The sequence below is a fragment of the Streptomyces sp. VNUA24 genome (genome assembly GCF_029167005.1).
Lineage (GTDB): Bacteria > Actinomycetota > Actinomycetes > Streptomycetales > Streptomycetaceae > Streptomyces > Streptomyces scabiei.
The window spans coordinates 5373905-5395964 of record NZ_CP119143.1 but is presented as its reverse complement, the minus strand read 5'-3'; the positions used below and the strand labels follow the sequence as shown (position 1 = coordinate 5395964).

General features: G+C 70.3%; 18 protein-coding genes, 1 tRNA gene and 1 pseudogene. 9 read left to right on the top strand and 11 right to left on the bottom strand.

What is annotated here, in order from left to right:
- The first annotated feature begins 416 nt into the window (after window positions 1-416).
- The 5 genes and pseudogenes from PYR72_RS22965 to PYR72_RS22945 all read left to right on the top strand — a co-directional run bounded on the left by PYR72_RS22965 (window position 417) and on the right by PYR72_RS22945 (window position 4920).
- A pseudogene (locus PYR72_RS22965) lies at window positions 417-674 on the top strand (helix-turn-helix transcriptional regulator).
- Window positions 675-814: 140 nt separating this feature from the next.
- On the top strand, window positions 815-1027 hold the full coding sequence (locus PYR72_RS22960; protein WP_210551118.1) for a helix-turn-helix domain-containing protein: 213 nt from the start codon (window positions 815-817) through the stop codon (window positions 1025-1027).
- Window positions 1027-2178, top strand: coding sequence for a site-specific integrase (locus PYR72_RS22955; RefSeq protein ID WP_275457055.1), 1152 nt, complete (start codon window positions 1027-1029; stop codon window positions 2176-2178). The genes PYR72_RS22960 and PYR72_RS22955 overlap by 1 nt, the downstream gene beginning before the upstream one ends.
- A gap of 199 nt (window positions 2179-2377) precedes the next feature.
- Window positions 2378-4444 (top strand): GNAT family N-acetyltransferase, encoded by a 2067-nt coding sequence (locus PYR72_RS22950; RefSeq protein WP_275457054.1) that lies wholly within the window; start codon window positions 2378-2380, stop codon window positions 4442-4444.
- A complete protein-coding gene (locus PYR72_RS22945; RefSeq protein WP_275457053.1) occupies window positions 4441-4920 on the top strand; it encodes an ASCH domain-containing protein in 480 nt (159 codons plus the stop codon). Before PYR72_RS22950 ends, PYR72_RS22945 begins: the two co-directional genes overlap by 4 nt.
- A gap of 42 nt (window positions 4921-4962) precedes the next feature.
- On the opposite strand, the gene PYR72_RS22940 is transcribed toward PYR72_RS22945, so the two are convergent.
- Both PYR72_RS22940 and PYR72_RS22935 read right to left on the bottom strand, forming a co-directional pair.
- A complete protein-coding gene (locus PYR72_RS22940; RefSeq protein ID WP_275457052.1) occupies window positions 4963-5481 on the bottom strand; it encodes a hypothetical protein in 519 nt (172 codons plus the stop codon).
- A gap of 490 nt (window positions 5482-5971) precedes the next feature.
- Window positions 5972-6045: transfer RNA gene (locus PYR72_RS22935), tRNA-Gly, on the bottom strand.
- Window positions 6046-6687: 642 nt separating this feature from the next.
- Here PYR72_RS22935 and dcd point away from each other — a divergent pair.
- Window positions 6688-7263 (top strand): dCTP deaminase, encoded by a 576-nt coding sequence (gene dcd / locus PYR72_RS22930; protein ID WP_013001952.1) that lies wholly within the window; start codon window positions 6688-6690, stop codon window positions 7261-7263.
- A complete protein-coding gene (locus tag PYR72_RS22925) occupies window positions 7260-7802 on the top strand; it encodes a phosphoribosyltransferase (RefSeq protein WP_275457051.1) in 543 nt (180 codons plus the stop codon). Before dcd ends, PYR72_RS22925 begins: the two co-directional genes overlap by 4 nt.
- A 26-nt stretch (window positions 7803-7828) precedes the next feature.
- Here the strand turns inward: PYR72_RS22925 and PYR72_RS22920 are convergent, their stop codons facing one another.
- On the bottom strand, window positions 7829-8593 hold the full coding sequence (locus tag PYR72_RS22920; RefSeq protein ID WP_275457050.1) for a hypothetical protein: 765 nt from the start codon (window positions 8591-8593) through the stop codon (window positions 7829-7831).
- A gap of 403 nt (window positions 8594-8996) precedes the next feature.
- Between PYR72_RS22920 and PYR72_RS22915 the strand changes: the two genes are divergently transcribed.
- Window positions 8997-10178 carry a serine hydrolase domain-containing protein gene (locus PYR72_RS22915; RefSeq protein WP_275457049.1) on the top strand — a complete coding sequence of 394 codons (1182 nt, stop codon included), beginning with the start codon at window positions 8997-8999 and terminating at the stop codon, window positions 10176-10178.
- 101 nt (window positions 10179-10279) lie between these two features.
- Here PYR72_RS22915 and PYR72_RS22910 read toward each other — a convergent pair whose 3' ends face one another.
- The 8 genes from PYR72_RS22910 to PYR72_RS22875 all read right to left on the bottom strand — a co-directional run bounded on the left by PYR72_RS22910 (window position 10280) and on the right by PYR72_RS22875 (window position 20911).
- Window positions 10280-11098 (bottom strand): hypothetical protein, encoded by an 819-nt coding sequence (locus tag PYR72_RS22910; protein ID WP_275457048.1) that lies wholly within the window; start codon window positions 11096-11098, stop codon window positions 10280-10282.
- A gap of 214 nt (window positions 11099-11312) precedes the next feature.
- The gene (locus tag PYR72_RS22905; protein ID WP_275457047.1) at window positions 11313-12344 is read right to left on the bottom strand and encodes a Yip1 family protein; all 1032 of its coding nucleotides are present in this window, start codon (window positions 12342-12344) and stop codon (window positions 11313-11315) included.
- Window positions 12345-12526: 182 nt separating this feature from the next.
- A complete protein-coding gene (locus PYR72_RS22900; protein ID WP_275457046.1) occupies window positions 12527-14038 on the bottom strand; it encodes an FG-GAP-like repeat-containing protein in 1512 nt (503 codons plus the stop codon).
- A gap of 209 nt (window positions 14039-14247) precedes the next feature.
- Window positions 14248-14643 (bottom strand): nuclear transport factor 2 family protein, encoded by a 396-nt coding sequence (locus tag PYR72_RS22895; RefSeq protein ID WP_275457045.1) that lies wholly within the window; start codon window positions 14641-14643, stop codon window positions 14248-14250.
- Window positions 14644-14783: 140 nt separating this feature from the next.
- Window positions 14784-16166 (bottom strand): FG-GAP and VCBS repeat-containing protein, encoded by a 1383-nt coding sequence (locus PYR72_RS22890; protein ID WP_275457044.1) that lies wholly within the window; start codon window positions 16164-16166, stop codon window positions 14784-14786.
- Between the two features lie 47 nt (window positions 16167-16213).
- Window positions 16214-17638, bottom strand: a complete 1425-nt coding sequence (locus PYR72_RS22885; RefSeq protein WP_275457043.1) for an FG-GAP-like repeat-containing protein — start codon at window positions 17636-17638, stop codon at window positions 16214-16216.
- 103 nt (window positions 17639-17741) lie between these two features.
- Window positions 17742-19217, bottom strand: coding sequence for an FG-GAP and VCBS repeat-containing protein (locus PYR72_RS22880; RefSeq protein WP_275457042.1), 1476 nt, complete (start codon window positions 19215-19217; stop codon window positions 17742-17744).
- Between the two features lie 206 nt (window positions 19218-19423).
- The gene (locus PYR72_RS22875) at window positions 19424-20911 is read right to left on the bottom strand and encodes an FG-GAP and VCBS repeat-containing protein (protein WP_275457041.1); all 1488 of its coding nucleotides are present in this window, start codon (window positions 20909-20911) and stop codon (window positions 19424-19426) included.
- A 267-nt stretch (window positions 20912-21178) separates the two neighbouring features.
- On the opposite strand from PYR72_RS22875, the gene PYR72_RS22870 reads away from it, so the two are divergent.
- A complete protein-coding gene (locus PYR72_RS22870; RefSeq protein WP_275457040.1) occupies window positions 21179-21958 on the top strand; it encodes a DUF6281 family protein in 780 nt (259 codons plus the stop codon).
- Window positions 21959-22060 lie beyond the last annotated feature (102 nt).

Below are 22060 nucleotides of genomic sequence, written 5' to 3'. Positions count from 1 at the left end.
CAGGGAGGGGGTTGCACACTGCCCCGGTCCGAAGAGGGAGGGCTGGTGGCGTCGTATAGCCAAGACAGCCACACCCCTGCCGCACAAGTCCAGCATTCCGCCGGGAAATCAGACAGCTGACGGCGAACGTGTGCTGCGAGGCAGGAACTAAACCATAAACCCGGATCGCCGGTTGCCGAAATAATGCACCGTCAGGTGAAGCCAGAAGCATCACATCGGGAACCCGTTGACTCCCGGTGAGAGTGCAAGCTACAACACAACACCCCACGTCAGAGCATGCCCTCGGGCTGGCGAAGACACCGCCAACCGGATACTCGGAGCCCAGTGCGGAGGTAAGCCCCGCCCGTTCGCCGGGCGCAACATAGCCGACGATCGCCGGTTAACCAAACCGGCGAATGCAAGCTACAAATGGAGTCATGGCAGCACGATCCCTGGAAATCGGACCGGCCGGAATACGGACCGCTCGCACCATCGAAATTCTCCGCACCGAACGCGGCCTCGCTCAGCGCGAACTCGCCGCCCGCGTCACCGCCCTCGGCCGACCGATGACCAACACGATGCTGTCCCGCATCGAACGTGCCCAACGCCGCTGAGACATCGACGACCTGGTCGTCCTCGCCCAAGCTCTCCGGGTCCCGCCCCTGACCCTCCTCCACGGAATCCGCGCCGCGTAGTCCAGGCGACGCCCACCGAACGGCCTGCCACGCCGAACCACCCCGAGCAAAGGACCCAACACCCTTGCGCCGACCTGTAATACCTCCTGCCCTTCCCCGCTCCCAGCGCATCGCCCACACCGCGCAGGAGGTGACCGCCCATGGCTGATCGCCTCCTGACCGTGGCCGAGGCCGGCGACATGCTCGGCACGGGCGAGCGCTTCGTCCGCCGCTTGATCGCCGAGCGCCGCATCCGCTACGTGAAGCTCGGCCGCCCGGTCCGCATCCCCGAGAGCGCGATCACCGAGTACGTCGAGGCGCGCACCGTAGAGCCGGTCCGCCGTATCCGTGCCCGCTATGGGAAGGCGGCCTGATGGCGGCACGGAAGCCGCAGCGGCGGCGCGAGTTCGGCACGACTCGCAAGCTCCCCTCCGGGCGGTGGCAGGCCCGCTACATCGGCCCGGACGGGCAGCGGCACACCGCACCGGAGACGTTCGAGACCAAGTCCGACACCCAGGACTGGCTCAACCTCGTTCGCGCCGACATCGAGCGCGACGTATGGCGCGACCCGGACGCCGGCGCGGTCAACTTCGAGAAGTACGCACTCCGTTGGCTGGAGGAACGGGGCCTGGCTCCCACCACCGTCGACCGCTACGACGGGCTTCTCCGTCTCCACATCCTGCCGACCTTCGGCGGCAAGAACCTGGACGAGATCACCCCACCCTCCGTCCGCACATGGCGAGCCGAGCGTATGAAGGCGACCGGTGCCACCACGGTCGCCAAGTCGTACCGGCTGCTGAAGGCCATCCTGCAGACGGCGGTGGACGACGACATGCTCCGCAGCAACCCGTGCCGTATCAAGGGCGCGGGCAAGGAGGAGGCGGACGAACGCCCCACCGCCACCATCGAGCAGGTCTTCGACCTCGCCGACGCCATGGGCCCACGCTGGCGTCTGATGGTCCTGCTCGGCGCCTTCGCCTCCCTCCGACCGGAGGAACTGGCCGAACTACGCCGTCACAGTGTCGATCTCGACGAGTGCTCCCTGCGCGTCACACAGGCTTCGCCGGAGCTGACGAACGGTCGACGGGTCACCGGCGACCCCAAGACCCGGGCGGGCAAGCGCACCGTCTACGTGCCCGACTTCCTGCTTCCGGAGCTGCGCCGCCACCTCCAGTGGTTCGCGGAAAAGGGTCCGGATGGACTCCTCTTCGTCGGCGAGAAGGGCGCGCCCTTCCGCCGCTCGACCTTCGGCCGGAAGTGGCGCAAAGCAAGGACCAAGGTCGGCATGCCGGAGAACTTCCGTTTCTACGACCTCCGCCACACCGGCAACACCCTCGCCGCCGACACGGGTGCCAAGCTGAAGGACCTCATGGTCCGCGCCGGCCAGTCCTCGGAGCGGGCCCAGCTGATTTACCAGCACTCGACGGCGAAGCACCAGCGCAGGCTGGCCCATGCCATCGACGCCGAGGTGCGGCAGCAGCTGCGGAAGCCGGATGCTGGGGGACGGCATGCCGAGGAAGCGTGACAACTCATGGCCGTATGGATCCCGGGACAGGTCTTGACCGGGATCCATAGGAATCGGCCGCCGCTCCGTGACAGCCTCTGCAGTACCGTGCGCCCCTCGTGCCCCCTTGAGGGTTGGCCTCGGTTGAGATCAGCTTTCCCTGTATGTACTGACAGGGGAGTTGAGGTCGGCCTTGGCCGACCCTTCTGGAGGGGGAACGATGGCGGTCAAGGTTCTTCCCGCGTTGCCTGCGCAGGTCGAGTTGATCGAGAAGGCCGTGGCGCTGGGCGATCGCTACACAAAGACGCTGGGGCTGCTGACACCTCCCGCGTATCGACAGGCGGCGGAGAACGGAGGGCTCCTGGTCGCCGTCGAAGCGGACGAAGTGATCGGCTACGCGCTGTTCGGGCTCCCGAAGAGGAGTGCCCATATACGTCTCGCCCATCTGTGCGTTGCGGAGGAACAGCGCGGCCGGGGTATTGCCCGACTGCTGGTGGAGGCCATCAAGCAGCGCTATCCCCAACGGCTCGGCATCAAGGCCAAATGCCGACGGGACTACGAACTCAGCGATATGTGGACGAGCCTGGGGTTCGTCCCGAACGGTGAGGTGCGCGGACGCGGCCGGGATGGAGAGATCCTCGACGGATGGTGGCTGGACCTCGGGCACCCGGACCTGTTCGCGGAGGTGGAGAGCGACGCGCTGCTGGTGGTGACCGTCGACCACGGTGTCTTCGCCGATCTGCGCGGACTCGCCGAAACGGCCGATGCGGAGGAGTCCCGCGCGCTGGAGGCGGGCTGGATGACGGACCTCGTCGAACTCGCCTACACGCCCCAACTGGTCCACCAGATCCGGGACGTCGGCGATACCGCCGAGCGTCAGCACCAGCGGGCAGCGCTCCACGGCCTACGCCAGCTCACCCCTGCCTCCGATGCCGTGGCCGAACGAACGGCTGAACTGCTGAAGGCAGCCGCGGAGTCGCTTGCCGACCTCCCCGTCGACGCGACACTCCGACGCTGCCTGCACTACGTGGCCGAGACATCGTGCGCCGGCCTTCAAGTCCTGGCCACCCGGAACCCGCTCCTGTCCCGTCTCGCCGACGTGGCTTGGGAAGTCGCCCGTGTCCGCGTCGTATCGCCCTCCACCGTGACGCTCCACGTGGACGAGTTGCGGCAAGCCCAGGTGTATCGCCCGGCCGATCTGATGGGCACGGAGTTCCGGTCGAGCGAGGTGGCACCAGGTGCGGAGGACGAGCTGGTGGCCTTCTTCAACCAGTCGGGCGGCGACGACGGCTCGGCTTTCGCCGAGCGCCTTCGGTCGCTCACGGATGACACGGTCGCGTGGCGTCGCGAGCTGCTGAGGGACGGCCAGGGCCACCCGGTCGCCCTCTACGCATGGGCGTTGGACGGCCGGACGCTGATCGTCCCCGTGCTCCGCACCGCGGATCATCCGCTGGAAGAGACTCTGGCCAGGCAGATCCTCTTCCTGCTGAAGCGTCAGGGGCGCGACTGCGGGGCGGAGACCGTACGCATCAGCGACCCGTATCTCCCAGCGGTTGCCAAGGCCGCCGCCGGGGACGACGGCTTCTTCGAGCACGACGGCAAGTTCGTTGCTCTCCTGGTGGACGTGTGCGGTACGGCAGCCGAGGTGGAGGCGGTGGCCGGCGGACTCGCTCGTGAGCTGACCGTGGAGGCAACTGCCCTGCACGCGCAGATGCCGGCTGAGGTGGCCGCTGTGGTGGAGCGCGCCTGGTGGCCGGCGAAGGTCATCGACTCCGAGCTGCCGTCCTTCCTGCTGCCGATCAAGCCGCGCTGGTCCACCGAGCTGTTCAACGTCCCGGCCATGCTCCTTCTGCGCAGCCACGTCCTCGGCATCAGCAGGGAGCACGTCTACTACCGTTCCTCGGGGCGCCGAGGCGAAAGCGTTCCCGCCCGCCTCCTTTGGTACGTCAGCGACGGGGGCGCCCACATGGACGGTCAGATGGTGGTGGGGAGTTCGCGCCTCGACGAGGTGCTTATCGATACACCCGACGCCCTCTTCTCGAAATTCGAACACCTGGGCGTATATGGTCGGGCGGAGGTAAAAGAAGCCGCTGATGCCTCCGGCCACGCCATGGCGCTGAGGTTCTCGGACACCGAGATCTTTCCCAAGCCGGTGACGCTGCGGCGATTGAGCTCGCTGGCCAGGGAGCTAGGACTACCGTGGTCGTCGAACATGCTGATCTCGCTGTCGAAGATCAGCAACGAGCTGTTTCAGGCGGTCTACAAAGAGGGGCACCGAAAGACGTGAACGATCCGGAACGCGCGATGCTGCTGTCCGTCCACCCGCGCTTCGCCACCGCGATCCTGGCCGGCAGCAAGACGGTGGAGGTCCGCCGCCAACGCGTCGCAGCCCCTCCCGGAACCCGAGTTCTGCTCTACGCGACCGCGCCCACCATGGCCTTGGTGGGCATGGCGCGCATTGCCGCAGTACATGTCGCCTCTCCCAAGGAGGTCTGGTCGGCCCACCGCAGCCAGACGGGGATCACCCGGCGCGAGTACGACGCCTACATGAACGGTGCGACCCAGGCGAGTGGTCTGACGCTGGAGGATCCGGTTTCCTTTGACGAACCGGTGACACTCGGGGCATTGCGGGCTGCGGGGACGTTCCACCCTCCCCAGAGTTACCGCTACATGAAGGGCGATGACCTTCGTCAGGTGGCGGTTGCAGGACCGGTCGTAGGCACCGCTCTTCGTGAGGTGCTGGGAGACCTGGTGCCTGCGTAAGGTCGCGGTCGGAGATTCTGGTGCGGGACTTGCCGTACATGATCAGCCGAAGAACAGCGTCGCCCAAGGCTGAGCCGGAACCACGCCGCCGTGGTGTGAGCACGCACCTCGTCGGCCGATTGAAGTGGACGGCCATCCGTCGGCGCAGTGAGCAGGCGACGGCATCTCGACCCGTCTGACTTCGGTGGGCGCCCGTTCTATCCGGGAGGCAGCGGCGGCGAAATCGGCCCCGAAGCACTCTCGGTGATCGAGAACAACGCGTGCTGCCTGCCCGGCCAAGGCCCGCTTCTCGGAGTACGCCCTGGATATGTCCAGCTCGGTCGCGGAGATGGCATCGAGGCTTCCCAGGTCTTCGGGGAACTCCGCCCCGAGCTGCAGGATGCTGATGTTCGGGTCACCGGCGAACACCATGGGAATCCGCACGGCGCGGGGCTTGTCGCTCAGGGCCAGTGCCTGGGTCCGGTGTGGCTGGCACATGGACTCGTGCTCATCGTCCTTCCATCCGTTCCAGATGCCGACACCGAGGCCGGCGAACACGGCCACGGTGACGAGGGCGACCACAGTAAGGATGGCCCGTCGCTCCCGTTCCGCCTGCTGTCTTGCTCTCTCGGCCCGAGCCCTCGCCTCCTCTGCGGCGGCTTCGCGCTCTGCTCCAGTGGCATGGTGTCGGCAGCCCTTCCCGATCTCCTGCGGGAGCTTGCATGGCGTCCCCTTCTTCGTGCGGCGACCACAGCGCGCTGCCGCTCGGCGCCTTCGGGAACGGTCGTACCTGGTGGGCATGCCGGGCATTGTGAACCACCCGGCCACACCGGCGCCGCGCAACCGGCCCTTTGCGTAAGCGACTTGGTCGCCATTTGCTCGACCTGTGGCGCGGGTCACATGAAATGCGTCTCGCCATTTGAGACGAACGAGGGCTGGGTGGCGCAAAGTGATGCCCGGAGGCCCTGGAGGTGGCTGCTCGGCCCCGACTTAGGGCACGCAGAGGGCACGCAACCCTCAAATTGGTCTAGACAACAAACAAACCCCAGGCCGATGACCTGGGGTTTCATCATGGAGCGGGTGACGAGAATCGAACTCGCGCTCTCAGCTTGGGAAGCTGATGTTCTACCATTAAACTACACCCGCGTAAGACGCCGGTCGGTGCCGGTGTCGGAACGCGTCGTTACTTTACCTCATGTCGGGCCCCGCGCGCTGAAGGCGTGGGGCCCGGTTGTGTTCGTGGGGTGGGGACGGGGCTGCGGGGCGCGGGAGTTGGGGCGTACGGTGGAGGCGCGGAAGAGGGTCCGGGTGGGCCTTCGGCGGGATCGGAGTGCCGCCTGGAGGGCCGTCCCAAGTATCCCGTAATGTGGCGGTTCGTCGTCAGGTCGACGTAGGTCGACAGCCAGACGCGCCTCTTGGGGAAGGGACACTTGGACTTGATGGAGCGCACCGTCGTCCGCTGTGCCGATGGGCACATGTTCAGCACCGCTTCGTTCCCGATGCAGCAGGCCGAACGCCTCGGCCCCGGTCGGCTCATGCGGTGCCCACGCTGCGCCCGGTTGCGCAGTGTCGTACCGGTGGCACTGCAGAAGCGGTAACGCGAGCAGTAGCGCGAGCAGTAACGGAAGCGGCAACAGCGGTAGCAAGCGGTAGCAGGAGAAGCGGCGGAAGCGGCGGAAGCGGTCGGTCGTGGTCGCGGACGCTGTGGAAGCGGGCAGGGCAGGGACAGGCGCGCGGGTACGTCCGGCTGGTTAGGGGCGGCCCGCGCGCCTTGCGTATCCTCGGGGCGTGCTTCTCTCAGACAAGGACATCCGGGCCGAGATCGACTCCGGACGGGTACGCATCGATCCGTACGACGAATCCATGGTGCAGCCGTCGAGCGTCGACGTGCGTCTCGACCGGTTCTTCCGGGTGTTCGAGAACCACCGGTACCCCCACATCGATCCGTCCGTCGAGCAGGCCGACCTCACGCGGCTCGTGGAGCCCGAGGGCGACGAGCCGTTCATCCTGCACCCGGGTGAGTTCGTGCTCGCGAGCACCTACGAGGTCATCACCCTCCCCGACGATCTCGCCTCGCGGCTGGAGGGCAAGAGTTCCCTCGGGCGGCTCGGGCTCGTCACCCACTCCACCGCCGGGTTCATCGACCCCGGCTTCTCCGGGCACGTGACCCTGGAGCTGTCGAACCTCGCGACGCTTCCGATCAAGCTCTGGCCGGGCATGAAGATCGGACAGCTGTGCCTGTTCCGGCTGAGTTCGCCGGCCGAGTTCCCGTACGGCAGCGAGCGCTACGGCTCCCGCTACCAGGGGCAGCGCGGGCCGACCGCCTCCCGCTCCTTCCTCAACTTCCACCGGACCCAGGTATGAGCACCGAGCGCCCGGCCGGGACCGGCGGCGACGCGCCCGCACGCGAGAACCTCACCTACGAGGCGTTCGGCACCGCCGTACGCGAACTCGCGCAGACCGTCGCCGACGACGGGTACGAGCCCGACATCATCCTCTCCATCGCCCGGGGCGGCGTCTTCGTCGCAGGCGGGCTGGCCTACGCCCTGGACTGCAAGAACATCCACCTTGTGAACGTGGAGTTCTACACCGGCGTCGGCACGACCCTCGACATGCCCGTCATGCTCGCGCCGGTCCCGAACGCGATCGACTTCTCCGACAAGAAGGTCCTGATCACGGACGACGTCGCCGACACGGGCAAGACGCTCAAGCTGGTCCACGACTTCTGCCTCGACGCCGTGGCCGAGGTCCGGTCCGCGGTGATCTACGAGAAGTCGCACTCCCTCGTGAAGTGCGAGTACGTGTGGAAGCGGACGGACGACTGGATCAACTTTCCGTGGAGCGTCCTGCCTGTGGTGCGTAGGTCGGGGGAGCCTGTCGTGCCGTCCAAGGAAGCGCTCTGACCTGGTTTCCGTCCGCACCGCGGACGTCACTTCACCACGAGGTTGTCCCCGGACGACGTTGACGGCCCGGTGGTGGTGTTGCCGTAGTACGCCCAGCGCCACGTGCCGGTCCTGGCTGCCTTCACGGTCGTCCGGAGATCACCCGAGCCGTTCGCGTACACCTTCTTCACCGTCGTGTAGGAGGAGGCGCCGGCAGGCTTGAACTGCAGGCTCACCCGGCGGTCGCCGTAGGAGACGTACTTCCCGGTTTCCCAGTCGGCCCGCGTGACCTTTCCGGTCACGGTGATGGTCCTGCCCTCGGCCACCGGTTCGGGCGAGGCGTTCACGGTCAGGCGGGAGTTGCGCTTGACGTGGACCGTCAGGTCTTCGTCGTCGGTGTCACCGCCGCCGCCCTCGTAGTGCACCTCGGCCCCGACCTTCCAGACCCCGGCCTCGCTGTTGCGCATGTCCCACACACTCGGGTCGAAGTACATCGTCTCCTTGAAGTCGCAGACGCCCGCGCTCACCCTGATGCAATCGCTCGTCTCGACGGCGTGCCACAGCCGGTCATCCGCGCCGCTCCGGTACAGGAACACCGCCGGCCACTTCCACTTGTGCGTGGTCGCCATCCGGAAGGAGGCGGGCACCGCGACCTCCTTCGACACCCCGATCACGATCGGCTTGCCGCCGTTCACCTGGACACGGGTGAACGAGGCCCCTCCCTCGGCCGCCCCGGCCGGCGCGGCGGCCACCGCCGTGAACACCGCCGCCGCACCACCGGCTACGACGACTCTCCAGACCTGCTTCCCCACCTGATCCCCTATCTCCGAATCACCAGGGGCATCAGACCATCCCCGCCTTGTGCGTGGACCGCCGGGGGCCTTTACTGCGCTCACTGCGCTCACTGCGCTCACTGCGCTCACTGCGCTCACGGCGGTCCAAAGGGCGTCGAGCGGCTGGGCGCTGACGTGGGTGACGTGGGGTCAGGTACCAGGGTTCGATCAGGGTCTGATCAGGGGTGATCCCTGATGAGCCGGGCAGCCGGTGCGGATGAGACTGGTGGCAGGGCCGGTACGTCGCCGGTGCGCACGCCACGCTTTTGGGGAGCCCATCATGCACAGCTCTGCCCGTCGGACCCGTCGGACCCGTCGGACCCGTCGGACCGGCCTGACCCGTCGGACCGCCATGGCCGCCTGCGGAAGTCTGCTGACGGCCTTGGCCGCCGGAGTGGCCGTTCCCGCCTCCGCGGCCGCTTCGGGCGCCACGCACGCCACCATCCCGGCGTCCTTGCCGGGGCTGGATCCGGTCGCGCTCAAGGCGGCCATCGGCAGGCTGCCGAACGCGGACGTCACCGGGGCGCTGCTGCGGATCACCGGGCGCGCGGGCCACTGGTCGGGCACGTCGGGTGTGGGCGATCTGGAGACCGGCCGGGGCGTGCCGCCCGACGCGCACATCCGGATCGGCAGTATCTCCAAGGTCTTCACCGCCACGGTCGTCCTCCAGCTCGTCGCCGAGCACCGGATCGATCTGGACGAGCCCGTCCAGCGGTACGTGCCGGGTGTCCTGCCCGCCGGTCTGCCGCCCGTCACGGTCGGCCAGTTGCTCAACCACACCAGCGGACTTCCGCGGGGTGCCGACAGCCCCGAGTTCGGGGACGACAGTCCCGAATGGTTCGCCGCCCACCGTCTGAAGAGCTTCACACCGCGGCAGGTGATCGACCTGATGGCGGGCGGGCCCATGCAGTTCACGCCGGGCACCGCGCAGCAGTACAACGGGATGAACTACTACGTGGCCGGCCTGCTGGTCGAGAAGGTCACCGGGCACCGTTTCGCCGATGAGATACGGTCCCGGATCACCCGGCCTCTCGCCCTGCGCGACACCTATGTCCCCGACGCCCGGGATCCGCGCCTGCCGAGCCCGCACTCCCACGGCTACCTGATGACCAAGGCCGCAGACGGCACCACGCGTCCGGTGGACGTCACCGAGCAGAGTCCCTGGCCCTGGGCCGAGGGCGGCATGATCTCCACCCCGGCCGACCTCGACCGCTTCCTGACCGCGCTCTTCCGTGGCCGCCTGCTTCCGCCGGCCCAGCAGACCGAGCTGTTCACCGTTCCCGACGTGCCCAGTCTCCGCAACAGCCAGTGCCGTACCGAGACCGATGCCGGCCGGGCCTGCATGGCCATGGGGCTGATGCGGGTCAAGGCGTCCAACGGGGTCGTGGTCTGGGGCAAGACCGGCTCCCGTCCCGGCTACACCAGTGGGGTGTTCTCCACCCGCGACCTCTCCCGCAAGATCGTCTACTCCCTCAACCCCACCGGCTTCGACGGCGCCGAGATGCGTTACATACAGCAGATCGCCTCCGCCTCCTTCGGCCCCGTGGTCCCGGCCGGGGGCTGACCCTCGACGAGGCCGTGGCGTCGAGGAGGGCGCGGCCGTTCCGGGCGGCGGGGCGTGGGGCCGGTGGAGGGTGGCCTGCCGGAGCCGCCCGGGGGCCGGGCTCAGCCGGCCGGGCGGGGGCGGACGCCCCAGGGTTCGAAGTCGTAGACCGTCTCGTTGATGCGGAGGCCGTCGACCGCGCCGATCCACATGAAGTCGCGGCCCTTGCCCACGGCGGCGGTGAGGATGGTCGCCGGGTCGCCGGCGTCCCGGTCGAGCGCGGTCTTCACCGCGGCGAAAGTGCACGGAGTCGCCTGGGTGCAGCCGGTCGCGGTGCCCACGGCGGAGCCCGTGAGGAACCAGGTGCCGGTCTTGGTGGCGTCGAGGTAGGGGCTCCAGCGGTTGGTCACCGGGGAGGCGGGCGGCACCCACACCAAGGTGGAGTAGTGGGAGGTCGGTGCCGCGTCGAGGTTCGGGTCGATCTCGAACTTGATGTTCGGCATGTTCGTCGCGCCGCCGTAGTTGACGTTCTCGCCCGTCTGGAACACGTGGAAGCCGACCTGCTCCAGGCCCGACACCGGCTTGCTGAAGAAGTCGACCTCATTGCCGAAGTCGACCTTCTCGCTGGAGGGGGTCAGGGTGGTCGAGTCGTTCGCCACCTCGATACCCAGGCTGCCCCGGCCGTACGGCGGTCTCCCCTCCGGGCCCAGCACGCCGAACGAGCCGAACGGGCCGTTGCGCAGTTCGGCGACGGGGGAGCCGATCGTGTTGCGGGTGATCACGCCCCAGTGGTCCGAGCGGCCCTGGTGGCCGTCCCCGTGCTCGTCACCGTTGCCGTTCCCGTCGGCGGTGGCGGTCCCGGGGAGGACGGCGGCGGACAGGGCGACGAGCAGGGTGGTCAGGAGCACCGTTCCCCGGCGGATGCCAAAGCGAGCTTTCACACGCACTCCTTGTGGAGGTTCGAGTGGTTCAGGTCGCGATGACGGTATACGACAATATGTGAATTAATGGTGATGATATGGCTCTTATATGAGCATTTAGTCCGTTTGGGTATGCGAGTCGACTTGAGTGTGCGGTTCGTTCGGGGGAAGCGGCAGGGCCCCGGCGCGGTGACCGCGCCGGGGCCCTGTGCGTGAGCGTCGGGAGATGGCCCGCCTAGAAGGTGCCCAGCTTGATCAGCGACAGGATCGCCACCAGCTGGATCGCCGACGCGCCCAGGGCCTTCGGCCACGCGAGGTCGTGGGACTTGGAGACCATCAAGGTCAGGAGGGCACCGGCGGCGACCCAGGTGATCCAGCCGAGGATCTGCACGAAGGGGGCGTCACCGCCCGCGAACATGGCGACGACCAGGCGGGGCGCGTCCGTGACGGACATGATCAGCATCGAGAGGCCGACCGTGGGCTGCCAGGCGCCGTCGCCGCCGAGCTGGCGGGCCAGGGTGTGGGTGACCACGCCCAGGACGAAGGTGCTGACCACCATCGTCACGGCCGTGACGAGGACGATCGGCACGGCGTTCGAGAGCGTCGCGTTGATGGCGTCCTCGCGGGCGCCGTCGAAGCCGAAGACGGCCAGCAGGCCGTACAGGAACGTCACGATCAGGGCGGGGCCCCACACCGCGTAGTCGCGCATCACCAGGAACGTCTGGTTCGGGCTGGTGACGATGCCCTTGAGGAGCGCCTTCCACGGCAGCCGCGGGCCGAGCGGGGCCGCCGGGGCGTTGCCCGCCCGGTAGGTGTCGCCCTGCTGGTACGGGTCCTCGCCGACGGAGAACATCTGCGTGTGCCCCGGGTTGTTGGCCGCGTACGGGTCGACGCCGCCCTGGGGGTGCCCGCCGTCGTCGCCGAAGTACTCCGGCTCGCCGTGGTTGCCGGGGCCCCCGTGGTTCCCGCGTGTCCCGTAGCTCCCGGGGTGCCCGCCGCCGTGTGTCTGCGGCCAGCCGCCCTGACCGCCGCCCCGGCCGCCGCCGTGCGGAGGCCCCGGGGGCGTCTGGGGGTAGCCGTACGACGGGCCGCCGGCCTGCGGGGCCTGCTGTCCGTACGGAGGGTTGTGCGGTCGCGCTTGAGGAGCGCCGTTGTCCCGGCCGCGTCCGATCCTGAATCCAGCCACGTCATCGAACGTACCTGGTCCCGGGCGGCAGCGTGCCGGGCCGGGGCCGACCGGCCCGGCTTTGCGGCCGAGCTGTGACATCCCCTAAGGGATCGTCAGGGACGCGTAGGGGGCGCGGGCGGGCGGCCCGTTGCGCGGGTTCGCGCAGGTCGGCCCGGTCGCCCGTCGGCACGTCACCCGGCGCCCCCACCTGCGCCCCACCACTCCCGCACCACTGCCTCACCACGGCCCCACCGGAGCCTCGTCACTGCCGCACCGGGGTGTCAGTGGCTGCTCAGGTACCTCCCGTACGACAGGGCCGAAGTCGGGGACGGCAGGCCGAGGTTCTTCGGGGTGAGGGCACGGGAGTGCGTCACGGAGGCCCGCGGGAAGACCCAGACGCCGCCGGAGCCCGCGTTCTCGCCCGGCGCGCCGACGGCGATGTCCGGGACGCCGTCCTTGTCGTAGTCACCGGTGGCGACGGCGGTGCCGAAGGCGTCGTTCTTCTCCGCCACGCCGGGGACGCGGGGACGGTCCTGGTGGTACGGGACGGACGTCGCCTCGCCGAACCGGTCGACGATGCCGCCCTCGTGGCCCAGCAGCAGGGTGGCCGCGCCGGCCGCCTTGCGGGTGCCGATCGCCTCGCCGGGGGCGCCCGCGACCAGGTCGTCGCGGCCGTCGCGGTTCCAGTCCAGTACGGCGAGGGAGGCGCCGAAGCGGTCGCCGGGCTCGGCGACGCCGTACACGCCGACGGTGTCCTGGTTGAGGGTCTGCGAGCGCAGGCCGAAGGACTTCTTGTCGCCGTAGAGGAGGTGGATGCCGCCGCCCTTGGCGTACGACTCGGGGCCGCACGGGTCGTCGATGTTCTCGTCGGCGATCTCGCGGCACTCGCCGAGGGCCAGGTCGTCCAGTCCGTCGCCGTCGAAGTCGCCGACGGCGAGTGCGGAGGCGGCGCCGTTGTCGGAGTTCCAGATGTTGGCCATGCGCCGCTCGGACTCGTCCCACGACCACAGCCGCACGTGCGACTGCGTGGAGGGGGCGTCGACCGTGTGGTAGGCGAGGGCCAGGTCGTCGACGCCGTCGGCGGTGAAGTCGCCGGTGGCGAGGACCGGTGCGCGGCCGCCCATCGGGGTGGTGAGGACGGTGGTGAGGACGACGTCCTCCCCGTTGTCGACGACCGCGCGCACGGCCACCGTGTCCCGGCCGCCGACCACCAGGTCCCTCTGGTGGTCACCGGTCAGGTCGGTCGCGGCCACCGACAGGCCGTACGCCGACTTCGCCGACGGGCCGGTCATGGCGGTGGACCCCGGACCGGTGCCGCTCTTGGCGCCGCCGACGACGGTGATCGCGCCGGCGTCGGTGCCCCGGCCGTCGATGTCCTCCCCGGGGGCGCCGATGATCAGCTCCGCCCTGCCGTCGCCGCTGAGGTCCTGCAGCAGGACGGAAGCGCCGAACCGGTCGCCGGTCTCCGGCGAGCCGGGGACCTCGGGGGTGGCCTGGCTGACCCGGATGCTCCCGTGCGCGCCCAGGCCCTTCCTGCCGCCCCAGACGAGGTTCACGTAGCCGGCCTTCGCCTTGCCGTTCACGGTCGCGTCGGGCATGCCGACGGCGAGGTCCGCGTAGCCGTCGCCGTTGAAGTCGCTGGTCACGGCGGTGGGGGTCGGGGCGGGTTCGGTGCGCGGGGCCGCGGCGGCGGTCGTGGCGAGCGTCAGGGCGAGGGCGGCCGTGGTGGCGGTGGAGGCCGCCACGGTGGCGGCGGCCAGGGCGTACGTCCGTCGGTGCGTCCGTCTGTGCACGGGTGGCTCCAGGTGGGTGGCCGAATGTCGAGGGTGTGGCTGGTTCACCTGTGTGACACCTGGAGGCCGCGTGGGGTTGTGCGCACGGGGCCGGAAGTCTCACGGCCCGGTGCGGAATTCTCCCGGCCGGGGGTCGGGCCGACCCGGAATCCGGCCTACGACCAGACCTTGGTCTACGGCCGGACCTTTGCCTACGGCCGGACCTTTGCCTACGACCAGAACTCGTCCTCCTTGTCCAGGTCCTCCTGGCACTCGTCGATGTCGGTGATCTTGTCGCCGACGATGCGGAAGACCAGGCAGCCGTTCTGCTCGATCCGCCTGCCGCCGCGTTCGGCGGTGTAGCGGTGCACGGAGACGGCGTGGCCCCGGCCGTCCACGCAGATGTGGCTCAGCTCGACGCGGAACGTCCCGGCGGTCTCAGCGAAGAGCCGCTGGTAGAGGCCGATCATCGCGTCCTGGCCCTTGTGGTCGCCCGACAGGATGTGGCTGCCGGGGACGTGGTGTGTGCAGTCCGAGGCCATCAGACCGCGCAGGGTGTCCATGTCGCCCCGGGTGAAGGCTTCGTAGCCCTTGCGGACGAGCGCCGCGTTCGGATGTTCGGCCATGGGGATCGCCGGCTTTCCGCTGCTGGTGACGGTTTCCTGCTGTGGGGGCCATTATCCCGCGGTGTCGGGGGCCTTCGCGAGCGCGCGCGAAGGCCCCCACCGGTACGCCACCGAACGACGGCAGGCCGCCGGGGCGGCCGTTACTGCAGCATGCCCGAGACGATGTCGCCGTTCACCGGCTCCGCGCCCGTCGTCGTCACGCCCTTCGACGAGCCTCGGAGCACGAGCGAGCCGCGGTCCGCGGCGATGTACAGGTCCGCCCGGCCGTCGCGGTCGGTGTCGCGGAGGCGGACCGTGCTGCCGAAGGACTCGTCCTCCAGACCGCCGGGGACACCGGCGGTGTCGCGGGCGAACCACTGCGAACGCGTGCCGGTGAGGCCGGACCTGGTGCCGCGCAGGACGTGGACGCCGCCCGCGTACGCGTGGGCGCCGAGCTTCTCGCCGTACACGCCGACCGCCAGGTCGCGGTAGCCGTCGCCGTCGACGTCGCCGGCGGACACGGACGCGCCGAACCAGTCGCCCCGCTCCGCGGTACCCGCGACACCGGGGGTGTTCTGGGTGAAGCGGGCGCTTCGGCCCGGTCCGGTCGAGGAGCCGTACCAGACCGAGACACGGCCCTTGTCCCCGTCGTAGATCTGGGTGCCGATGGCGATGTCGCCGAACCCGTCCTTGTCGAAGTCGGCGATGACGCCGTCGCCGCCGCGTTCGGCCTGGCCGCCGTTGCCGTTCACGCGCTCCAGGCGGAGGGTCCTGCCCGGCGAGAGCTTGGTGCTGCCGCCCTTGATGAACCAGGCGTCGGAGGCGATGTACTCCGGGGTGACGACGTCGCCGATCACGACCAGGTCGGTCTTGCCGTCCTTGTCGACCTTGCCGGAGACGAGGGCGGTGGAGTAGAAGCTCGACGTGTCCTTGTCGAGGACGGTGACCGCGCCCTTCACGCCCGACCTGGTGAACGCGCCCCGGTAGACGTACGTCTTGCTGTCGCGGACGAGGGCCAGGTCCGGGGAGCCGTCGCCGTCGAAGTCGCCGGTGGCGAAGTCCCGGGCCTGACCGGAGACGCCCTTCGGGCCCTTGAACGGGACGGTCGTGCCGCCGGACAGGCCCTTCCTGCCGCCCCAGAGGACGGTGACCGTGCCCTTGTCCTTGTACGCGCCGACGTTCTCGCCGTTGGCGGAGACGACGAGGTCGCCGTAGCCGTCCTTGTCGAAGTCGGCGGCCGTGCGGATCTCCCCGAAGAAGTCGTCCGTCTCGTCGGCGCCGGGGACGCCCGCGCTCGCCTGGTCGATGAACTGGGTCCTCGTACCGGGTCCGTCGGCCGTGCCGAAGGTGACGAGGACGCCGCCGCCCTTGCTGAAGCGGGTCTCGGTCCCGTGCGAGAAGACCGCGGTGTCGCGGTAGCCGTCGCCGTCGAAGTCGTCCGCGTACTTCGCGGGCGCGGCGGCGGCGGGGCCCGCCGAGACGACGAGGGGGGTCACGGTGGCCGCCACGAGCGTCGCGGCCAGCGTGGCACTACGGAATCGCATGCATGTCCTTCGAGCGAAGTGGAGAAGAGGGGGGCGGACGGGCGGCGTCACTGGGCGAGCTGCGCGCCGAAGCTGTACGCGGTCTCCTTGAGCCCGACGTTCGCCGCCGTGATGCTCCTGGCGCCCTCGGTGGTCGGGCCGGAGGCCGTGCCCTTGAGGACCAGGAGGGCGCCCCGGGTGTTCTCGCCGGGGGCCGCGACGACCAGTTCGGCCCTGCCGTCGCGGTTCAGGTCGATCAGGCGGACGGCGCCGCCGAAGCCGTCCTGGGTCTCGGGGGTGCCGGGGACACCCGCGGTGGCCTGGTGGTAGGACCGGGCGCCCTTGGTGGTCAGACCGGCGGCCGAGCCGTACAGGACGGTGACCGAGCCGGCGAACGGCGTGTCGCCCACGCCCTCGTACCGCGCGCCGACCGCGAGGTCGGCGTACCGGTCGCCGTTGATGTCGCCGACGGAGAGCGAGCCGCCGAAGAAGTCGCTCTCCTCGCCCGTGCCCGGCACGCCGGGGGTGTCCTGGTTGACGACCGTGGGGGTCTGCGTGAGGTCCGGGCCGCCCTTGCCGCCGTACCAGATCTCCACCTGGCCGCCCAGATGGCCGGTGCCCTCCTGGAGCGCCGGGTCCTCCGGGTTGGCGAGGACGAGGTCGCCGTAGCCGTCGCCGTTGATGTCGCCGACCGTGACGCGGCTGTCGCCCTCGGCCTTCGGCATGGCGACGACGGTGGTCTTCCCGCCCTTGTACGTGTGGTACCTGACCCGGCCGCCGGGGTCGGCGGCCGTGAACTCGGTGTAGACCCGCTCGGCGGCCCTGTCCCCGGTGAGGTCGCCCGCGCCGACGTCGCGCGTGGATCCGACGGTACGGACGTAGCTCGCGCTCGCCGAGGCGCCGGTGCTCTTCTTGAACGGGCCGTTGTAGAGCCGGGTCTGCCGCAGGCCGGTGACGGTGAGGTCGGGTGAGCCGTCGCCGTTGAAGTCGGCCGCCGCGAGGCCGTGGCCGTACCCCTGCTCGGCGGCGATGTCGGAGGGCTGGGGCAGCGCGGTGCCGCTGGACAGACCCTTCCTGCCGCCCCACAGGATGGTCACCTGGCCCACGTACGTGTCGACGCCGACGCCCTCGCCGGTCGCGCCGACGGCGAGGTCCGCGTACCCGTCCTTGTCGAAGTCGGCGGAGGCGAGGCTGGCGCCGAAGGAGTCCTGCCGCTCGGCCGTACCGGCGACTCCGCCGGTGTTCTGGGTGATCACGCTCCGGTTCGCTGCCGAGACGCCCGACTTCGAGCCGTAGAGCACGATCACCGCGCCGGCCGACGAAGCGCCGTCGACATCGGTGCCCGGCGCGCCCACCGCGAGGTCGCGGTAGCCGTCGCCGTTGTAGTCGTCCGTGAACTTGGCGACCGCCGCGCCCGCGGGCGCGGCCAGGGCGAGCGGCGTCAGTCCGGAGGCGAGGAGGGCTGCGGCCAGGAGGAAGGGGCGAGTGCGCATGGGGACTCCAGGAGGGAGGAGGGCCGTGGCGGGCGGGGCGCGCCCTTCGCGGGCAGGGCCCGCACCCTTGCCGGATGCGGGCCCTGACCTGCGGACCGGTGCGTCAGTTGGCCGCGTTCGCGCCGAAGACCGGCTGGCCGGCCGTGGAGACGCCGACCGCGGACGGGGCGAGGGAGCGGGAGCCGGTGGTGGTGATCTTCGTGCCGTTGGAGGGCAGGTACAGCAGCGAGCCGTTGTAGTCGTTCTCGCCGTACGCGCCGGCCGTGAGGTCCGCCTTGCCGTCGCCGTTGACGTCGGTGAGCTTCACGTCGCTGCCGAAGTGGTCCTCGGTCTCGTCCGAGCCGGGGACACCGGCCGTGGACTGAGCGAAGTACTGGTAGCCGGACGTGGTGTTCAGGCCGGACTCCGCGCCGTACAGGATCGTCAGGGCGCCCGCGTCGACGACCCCGCCGAGGTTCTCGCCGGGGGCCCCGGCCACCAGGTCGGTCCTGCCGTCGCCGTTGATGTCGCCGAGGGACAGCTCGCTGCCGAACCAGTCGCCGCGCTCGGAGGAGCCGGGCACGTTGCCGGTGTTCTGCGTCACCGCGACCGTGGTGGCCGGGCCGTCGGCGGAGCCGTAGGCGATGTGCACCTTGCCGCCGGTGGAGGACTCGGGCACGGAGGGCTCGCTGCCGTCCTTCGAGGGGTCCCAGTCCTGGCCGGTGACGATGTCGCCGAAGCCGTCGCCGTTGATGTCGCCGATGCCGGTGATGATGCCGCGCTTCAGCTCCTGGGCTCCGGCCGCGCTGAGGCCGGAGGCGGTGCCGGGCACGTACCAGTTGGTGTTGTAGCCCCAGTCGCTGTCGGTCTCGTAGCCGTTGACGACGAGGTCGGTCCGCTTGTCGCCGTTGACGTCGCCCGCGCTCATCACCAGCGTGCCGGTGTTGCCGCCGGAGCGGATGTCGGTGGTGAAGCTGTAGCGGCCGCCGGCCGTGCCGGACTTGGCGATGCCGCCCTTGAAGACGTAGACGCGGTTCGAGGAGGAGCCGACCGCGAGGTCCTCCGTGCCGTCGCCGTCGAAGTCGCCGGACGCGAGGGCGGTGCCCCACTCGTCGTGCGAGGAGGCGGCCGGGTCCTTGACCGTGGTGGCGCCGGACAGACCCTTCGCCGAGCCCCAGACGATGAGGACCGTGCCGCCGTCGGTGTCGCCGTCGACGTCCTCGCCCTGCGCGGACACGGCGAGGTCGTCGAAGCCGTCGCCGTTGTAGTCGCCGTAGGCGCTGACCCAGCCGAAGCCGTCGTTCTTCTCCGCGCTGCCGGGGACACCGGTGGTGTTCTGGCTGATGGTGGCGCGCTTCGACGAGGTCACGCCGCTCGCCGAGCCGTACAGGGCGACGATCTGGCCGGCGCCGCTCTTGCCGCCGACGGTGGCGTTGCCCGCCGAGTAGGCGACGTCGCCGAAGCCGTCGCCGTTGAAGTCCGCCACGGGGTGGTGGACCGAGTCGGCCGCCGTCGCCGTCGCGGCCGAGAAGGTGAGCAGACCGCCGGTCAGCGCGGCCGCCGAGGCCGTCGCGAGGGCGAGTCGCAGGTGCTTGTGCATGCGGGAATCTCCTGCCGCATGCGGGACGCCTGGCAGACGTCCCGCAGTCAAATGGGTTGCTCTCTGTCCGTGTTCGCCCGGAATTCGCCTGGGCTTCACGTGAAAGTTGGCGAACAAGAGACCGGTGAGGCGGGAGGAGGGTTGTACGGGAGTTCGAGAAAGTTTTCGCGTGCGATGCATGTGATGAATGTGGTGCGTGCCTACGGTCAGTCGGCCGCCCCGCCTCCGAAGTTCGGCGAGCCGTGGGTCGACACGCCCACGGCGGACGGGGCGAGGGTGCGCACGCCGGCCGTGGTGATCCTCGTGCCGTCGGAGAGCAGCTGGACCACGGATCCGTTGCCGCCGTTCTCGCCGGGCCTGCCGACCGTCAGGTCCGCCCTGCCGTCGCCGGTGACGTCCGTGAGCTTCACCTCGGAGCCGAAGCCGTCGTACGTCTCGTTCGTGCCGGGGACCCCGGCCGTGGCCTGGGTGAAGTACTGGACGCCGGAGTCCGTGTCCAGACCGGCGGCCGAACCGCGGAGGACCGTCACCGCGCCCGCTTCGGCGACCCCCGACAGGTCCTCGTCGGGCGTGCCGACCACCAGGTCCTGGAAGCCGTCGCCGTCGATGTCGCCGAGCGAGACCTCGAAACCGAAGCCGTCGCCGCGCTCGGAGGTGCCCGGCACCCGGCCGGTGTCCTGGGACACCTCCGTGGTCGCGGCCGTCACGGGGCCGGTGGCCGAGCCGTAGGTGACGTTGACCTTGCCGCCGGGGACGGAGTCGGGCGCGGAGAGCACGTCGGGGTCGTCGGTCGGGTCCCAGTGCTGGCCGGTGACGATGTCGCCGTAGCCGTAGCCGTCACCGTCGATGTCGCCGACGGCGCTGACGAGGCCGGGCTTCAGTCTCCGGGCCGAGGCGACGGACGGGCCGGTGGGCGTGCCGGGCACGTAGAAGTTGACGTTGTGGCGCCATGCGCCGCGGGGCTCGATGCCGCTGACGATCAGGTCGGCCCGCCGGTCGCCGTTGACGTCGCCCGCGGCGAGGTCGAGCGCGCCCGTGAACTCCTCGTTCCTGATGGGTGCCTTGAAGGTGCGGTACGAGCCGGTCCGGCCCGACCTGGCGATGCCGCCCCCGAACACATGGACCGTGCTCGACGCGGTGCCGACCGCGAGGTCCTCCGTACCGTCGCCGTCGAAGTCGCCCGCCGCCAGCGACTTGCCCCAGCCGCCGTGCGGGGAGGGTGCCGGGTCCGCCAGGGCCGTACCGCCGGACAGGCCGCGCGGTGAGCCCCAGACGATCGTGACCGTGCCGGTGTCCCGGACGCCCGCGGTGTCCTCCGTGGACGCGGACACGGCGAGGTCGTCGAAGCCGTCGCCGTCGAAGTCGCCGTACGCGCTGACCGAGCCGAAGCCGTCGCCGACCTCGGCGCTGTCGGGGATGCCGGGCGTGTTCTGGCTGATCGTGGTGCGGTCCGCGGCCGTCACCCCGCGCGGCGAGCCGTACAGGGCGACGATCCGACCGGCGTCGACCTTGCCGTCCACCGTGGCGACGGCGGCCGAGTACGCGACGTCGCCGAAGCCGTCGCCGTCGAAGTCGGCCACGGGGTGGGCGACCGGGGCGGCGGCCGTGGCCGTCGCGGCCGAGAAGGTGAGCAGACCGCCGGTGAGCGCGGCGGCGGAGGCCGTCGCGAGGGCGAGTCGCAGGTGCTGGCGCATACGGGGTCTCCTGCGGCTTGCGGGGCGTCCGGCAGCGGGCGCCACCGTCGATGGGGTGCATGTTCCTTCCCGTACACCTGGGGTGCGGCAGGGGCCGGGGGGAACGTCGGCGAACAGGAGACCGCCGAGGGGGTGAGGGGGTTGTACGTGAACTCCGGCGAGAGGCAGGGGGGTTGGGCGGGCCGCGGGCTCCGAACGTTCTCCGGCGCTCGTGCGTCTGCGGTGCGAGGCAACGACAGACGAGCCGTCGAACCGGTGGGAGACAAGATGCTGAGCGGTACCCGTGCACGGATCGCCCTGACCGTCCTGGCGATGACACCCCTGGCCGTCGGGTGCGCGGCACTGGACAGCGGGGGCACGAGTTCGGCCTCGTGCGTGTTCGCCGTCGACTACGACGACCGGACCTACGTCGACGCCGGCAAGGTCCGCCACACCCTCGGCGCCGAGGTGGGCACCGCACGGGACTCGGTCTGCGAGGACCAGGGCGGCGGCGAGGAGGACCGGGCGGCCCCCGGGGACCTGGGCGACTACACGGCCTACGCCCTCAAGGGCGTCGACACCGAGGACGCGATCGCGGTCCGCGACTCCCCGGGGGGCGAGGTGCACGTCGTGGTCCGCATGACCGGGGACGGAGGCGGGAGGGAGACGGTCGAGCGGATCTTCGGGAAGGACGCGCGGGGCGGCGACGGCGAGGGCACCCAGGGGGACGAGCCGCGGGACGACACGGGCGACAGCGAGGAGGCCGTGGGGAAGTGCGCGCTCGTCGTGGAGTACCGGAACGAGGATTACATCGGCCGGGGCGACGCGAGGATCGAGCTGGGGGCCAGGGCCGGGCTCGCCCGTGCGGTGCCCTGCTGGGACACACCCGGCGAGGTCGACCCCTCGGCCGAACCGCAGGCGTACCAGGCGTACGAGATCAAGGGGCTGGACCCGGCCGACGCGATCGCGATCCGCTTCTCGGCGGACGAGAAGCCGTTCCTCATGGTCCGCGTGGGCGACGACCTGCCGCCTGAGGTCGAGGCCCTGCTCGCGGCCGAGGAGGGGTAGCGGCGCGGGGCCACGCGCTGTGGGCCCCCGAGCCGTGCGTGCCGTGGCGCGGCGGTGCCCCCGGTCCGAGCGGACCGGGGGCACCGTACCGACTGCCGTGCG

What these genes read in the sequence shown, in the direction of transcription:
- PYR72_RS22905 (WP_275457047.1), bottom strand. Translation starts at nt 12,344, where the DNA reads ATGTCACAGCTCGGCCGCAAAGCCGGGCCGGTCGGCCCCGGCCCGGCA.
- PYR72_RS22950 (WP_275457054.1), top strand. Translation starts at nt 2,378, where the DNA reads ATGGCGGTCAAGGTTCTTCCCGCGTTGCCTGCGCAGGTCGAGTTGATC.
- PYR72_RS22875 (WP_275457041.1), bottom strand. Translation starts at nt 20,911, where the DNA reads ATGCGCCAGCACCTGCGACTCGCCCTCGCGACGGCCTCCGCCGCCGCG.
- PYR72_RS22955 (WP_275457055.1), top strand. Translation starts at nt 1,027, where the DNA reads ATGGCGGCACGGAAGCCGCAGCGGCGGCGCGAGTTCGGCACGACTCGC.
- PYR72_RS22890 (WP_275457044.1), bottom strand. Translation starts at nt 16,166, where the DNA reads ATGCGATTCCGTAGTGCCACGCTGGCCGCGACGCTCGTGGCGGCCACC.
- PYR72_RS22880 (WP_275457042.1), bottom strand. Translation starts at nt 19,217, where the DNA reads ATGCACAAGCACCTGCGACTCGCCCTCGCGACGGCCTCGGCGGCCGCG.
- PYR72_RS22895 (WP_275457045.1), bottom strand. Translation starts at nt 14,643, where the DNA reads ATGGCCGAACATCCGAACGCGGCGCTCGTCCGCAAGGGCTACGAAGCC.
- PYR72_RS22960 (WP_210551118.1), top strand. Translation starts at nt 815, where the DNA reads ATGGCTGATCGCCTCCTGACCGTGGCCGAGGCCGGCGACATGCTCGGC.
- PYR72_RS22870 (WP_275457040.1), top strand. Translation starts at nt 21,179, where the DNA reads ATGCTGAGCGGTACCCGTGCACGGATCGCCCTGACCGTCCTGGCGATG.
- PYR72_RS22885 (WP_275457043.1), bottom strand. Translation starts at nt 17,638, where the DNA reads ATGCGCACTCGCCCCTTCCTCCTGGCCGCAGCCCTCCTCGCCTCCGGA.
- PYR72_RS22925 (WP_275457051.1), top strand. Translation starts at nt 7,260, where the DNA reads ATGAGCACCGAGCGCCCGGCCGGGACCGGCGGCGACGCGCCCGCACGC.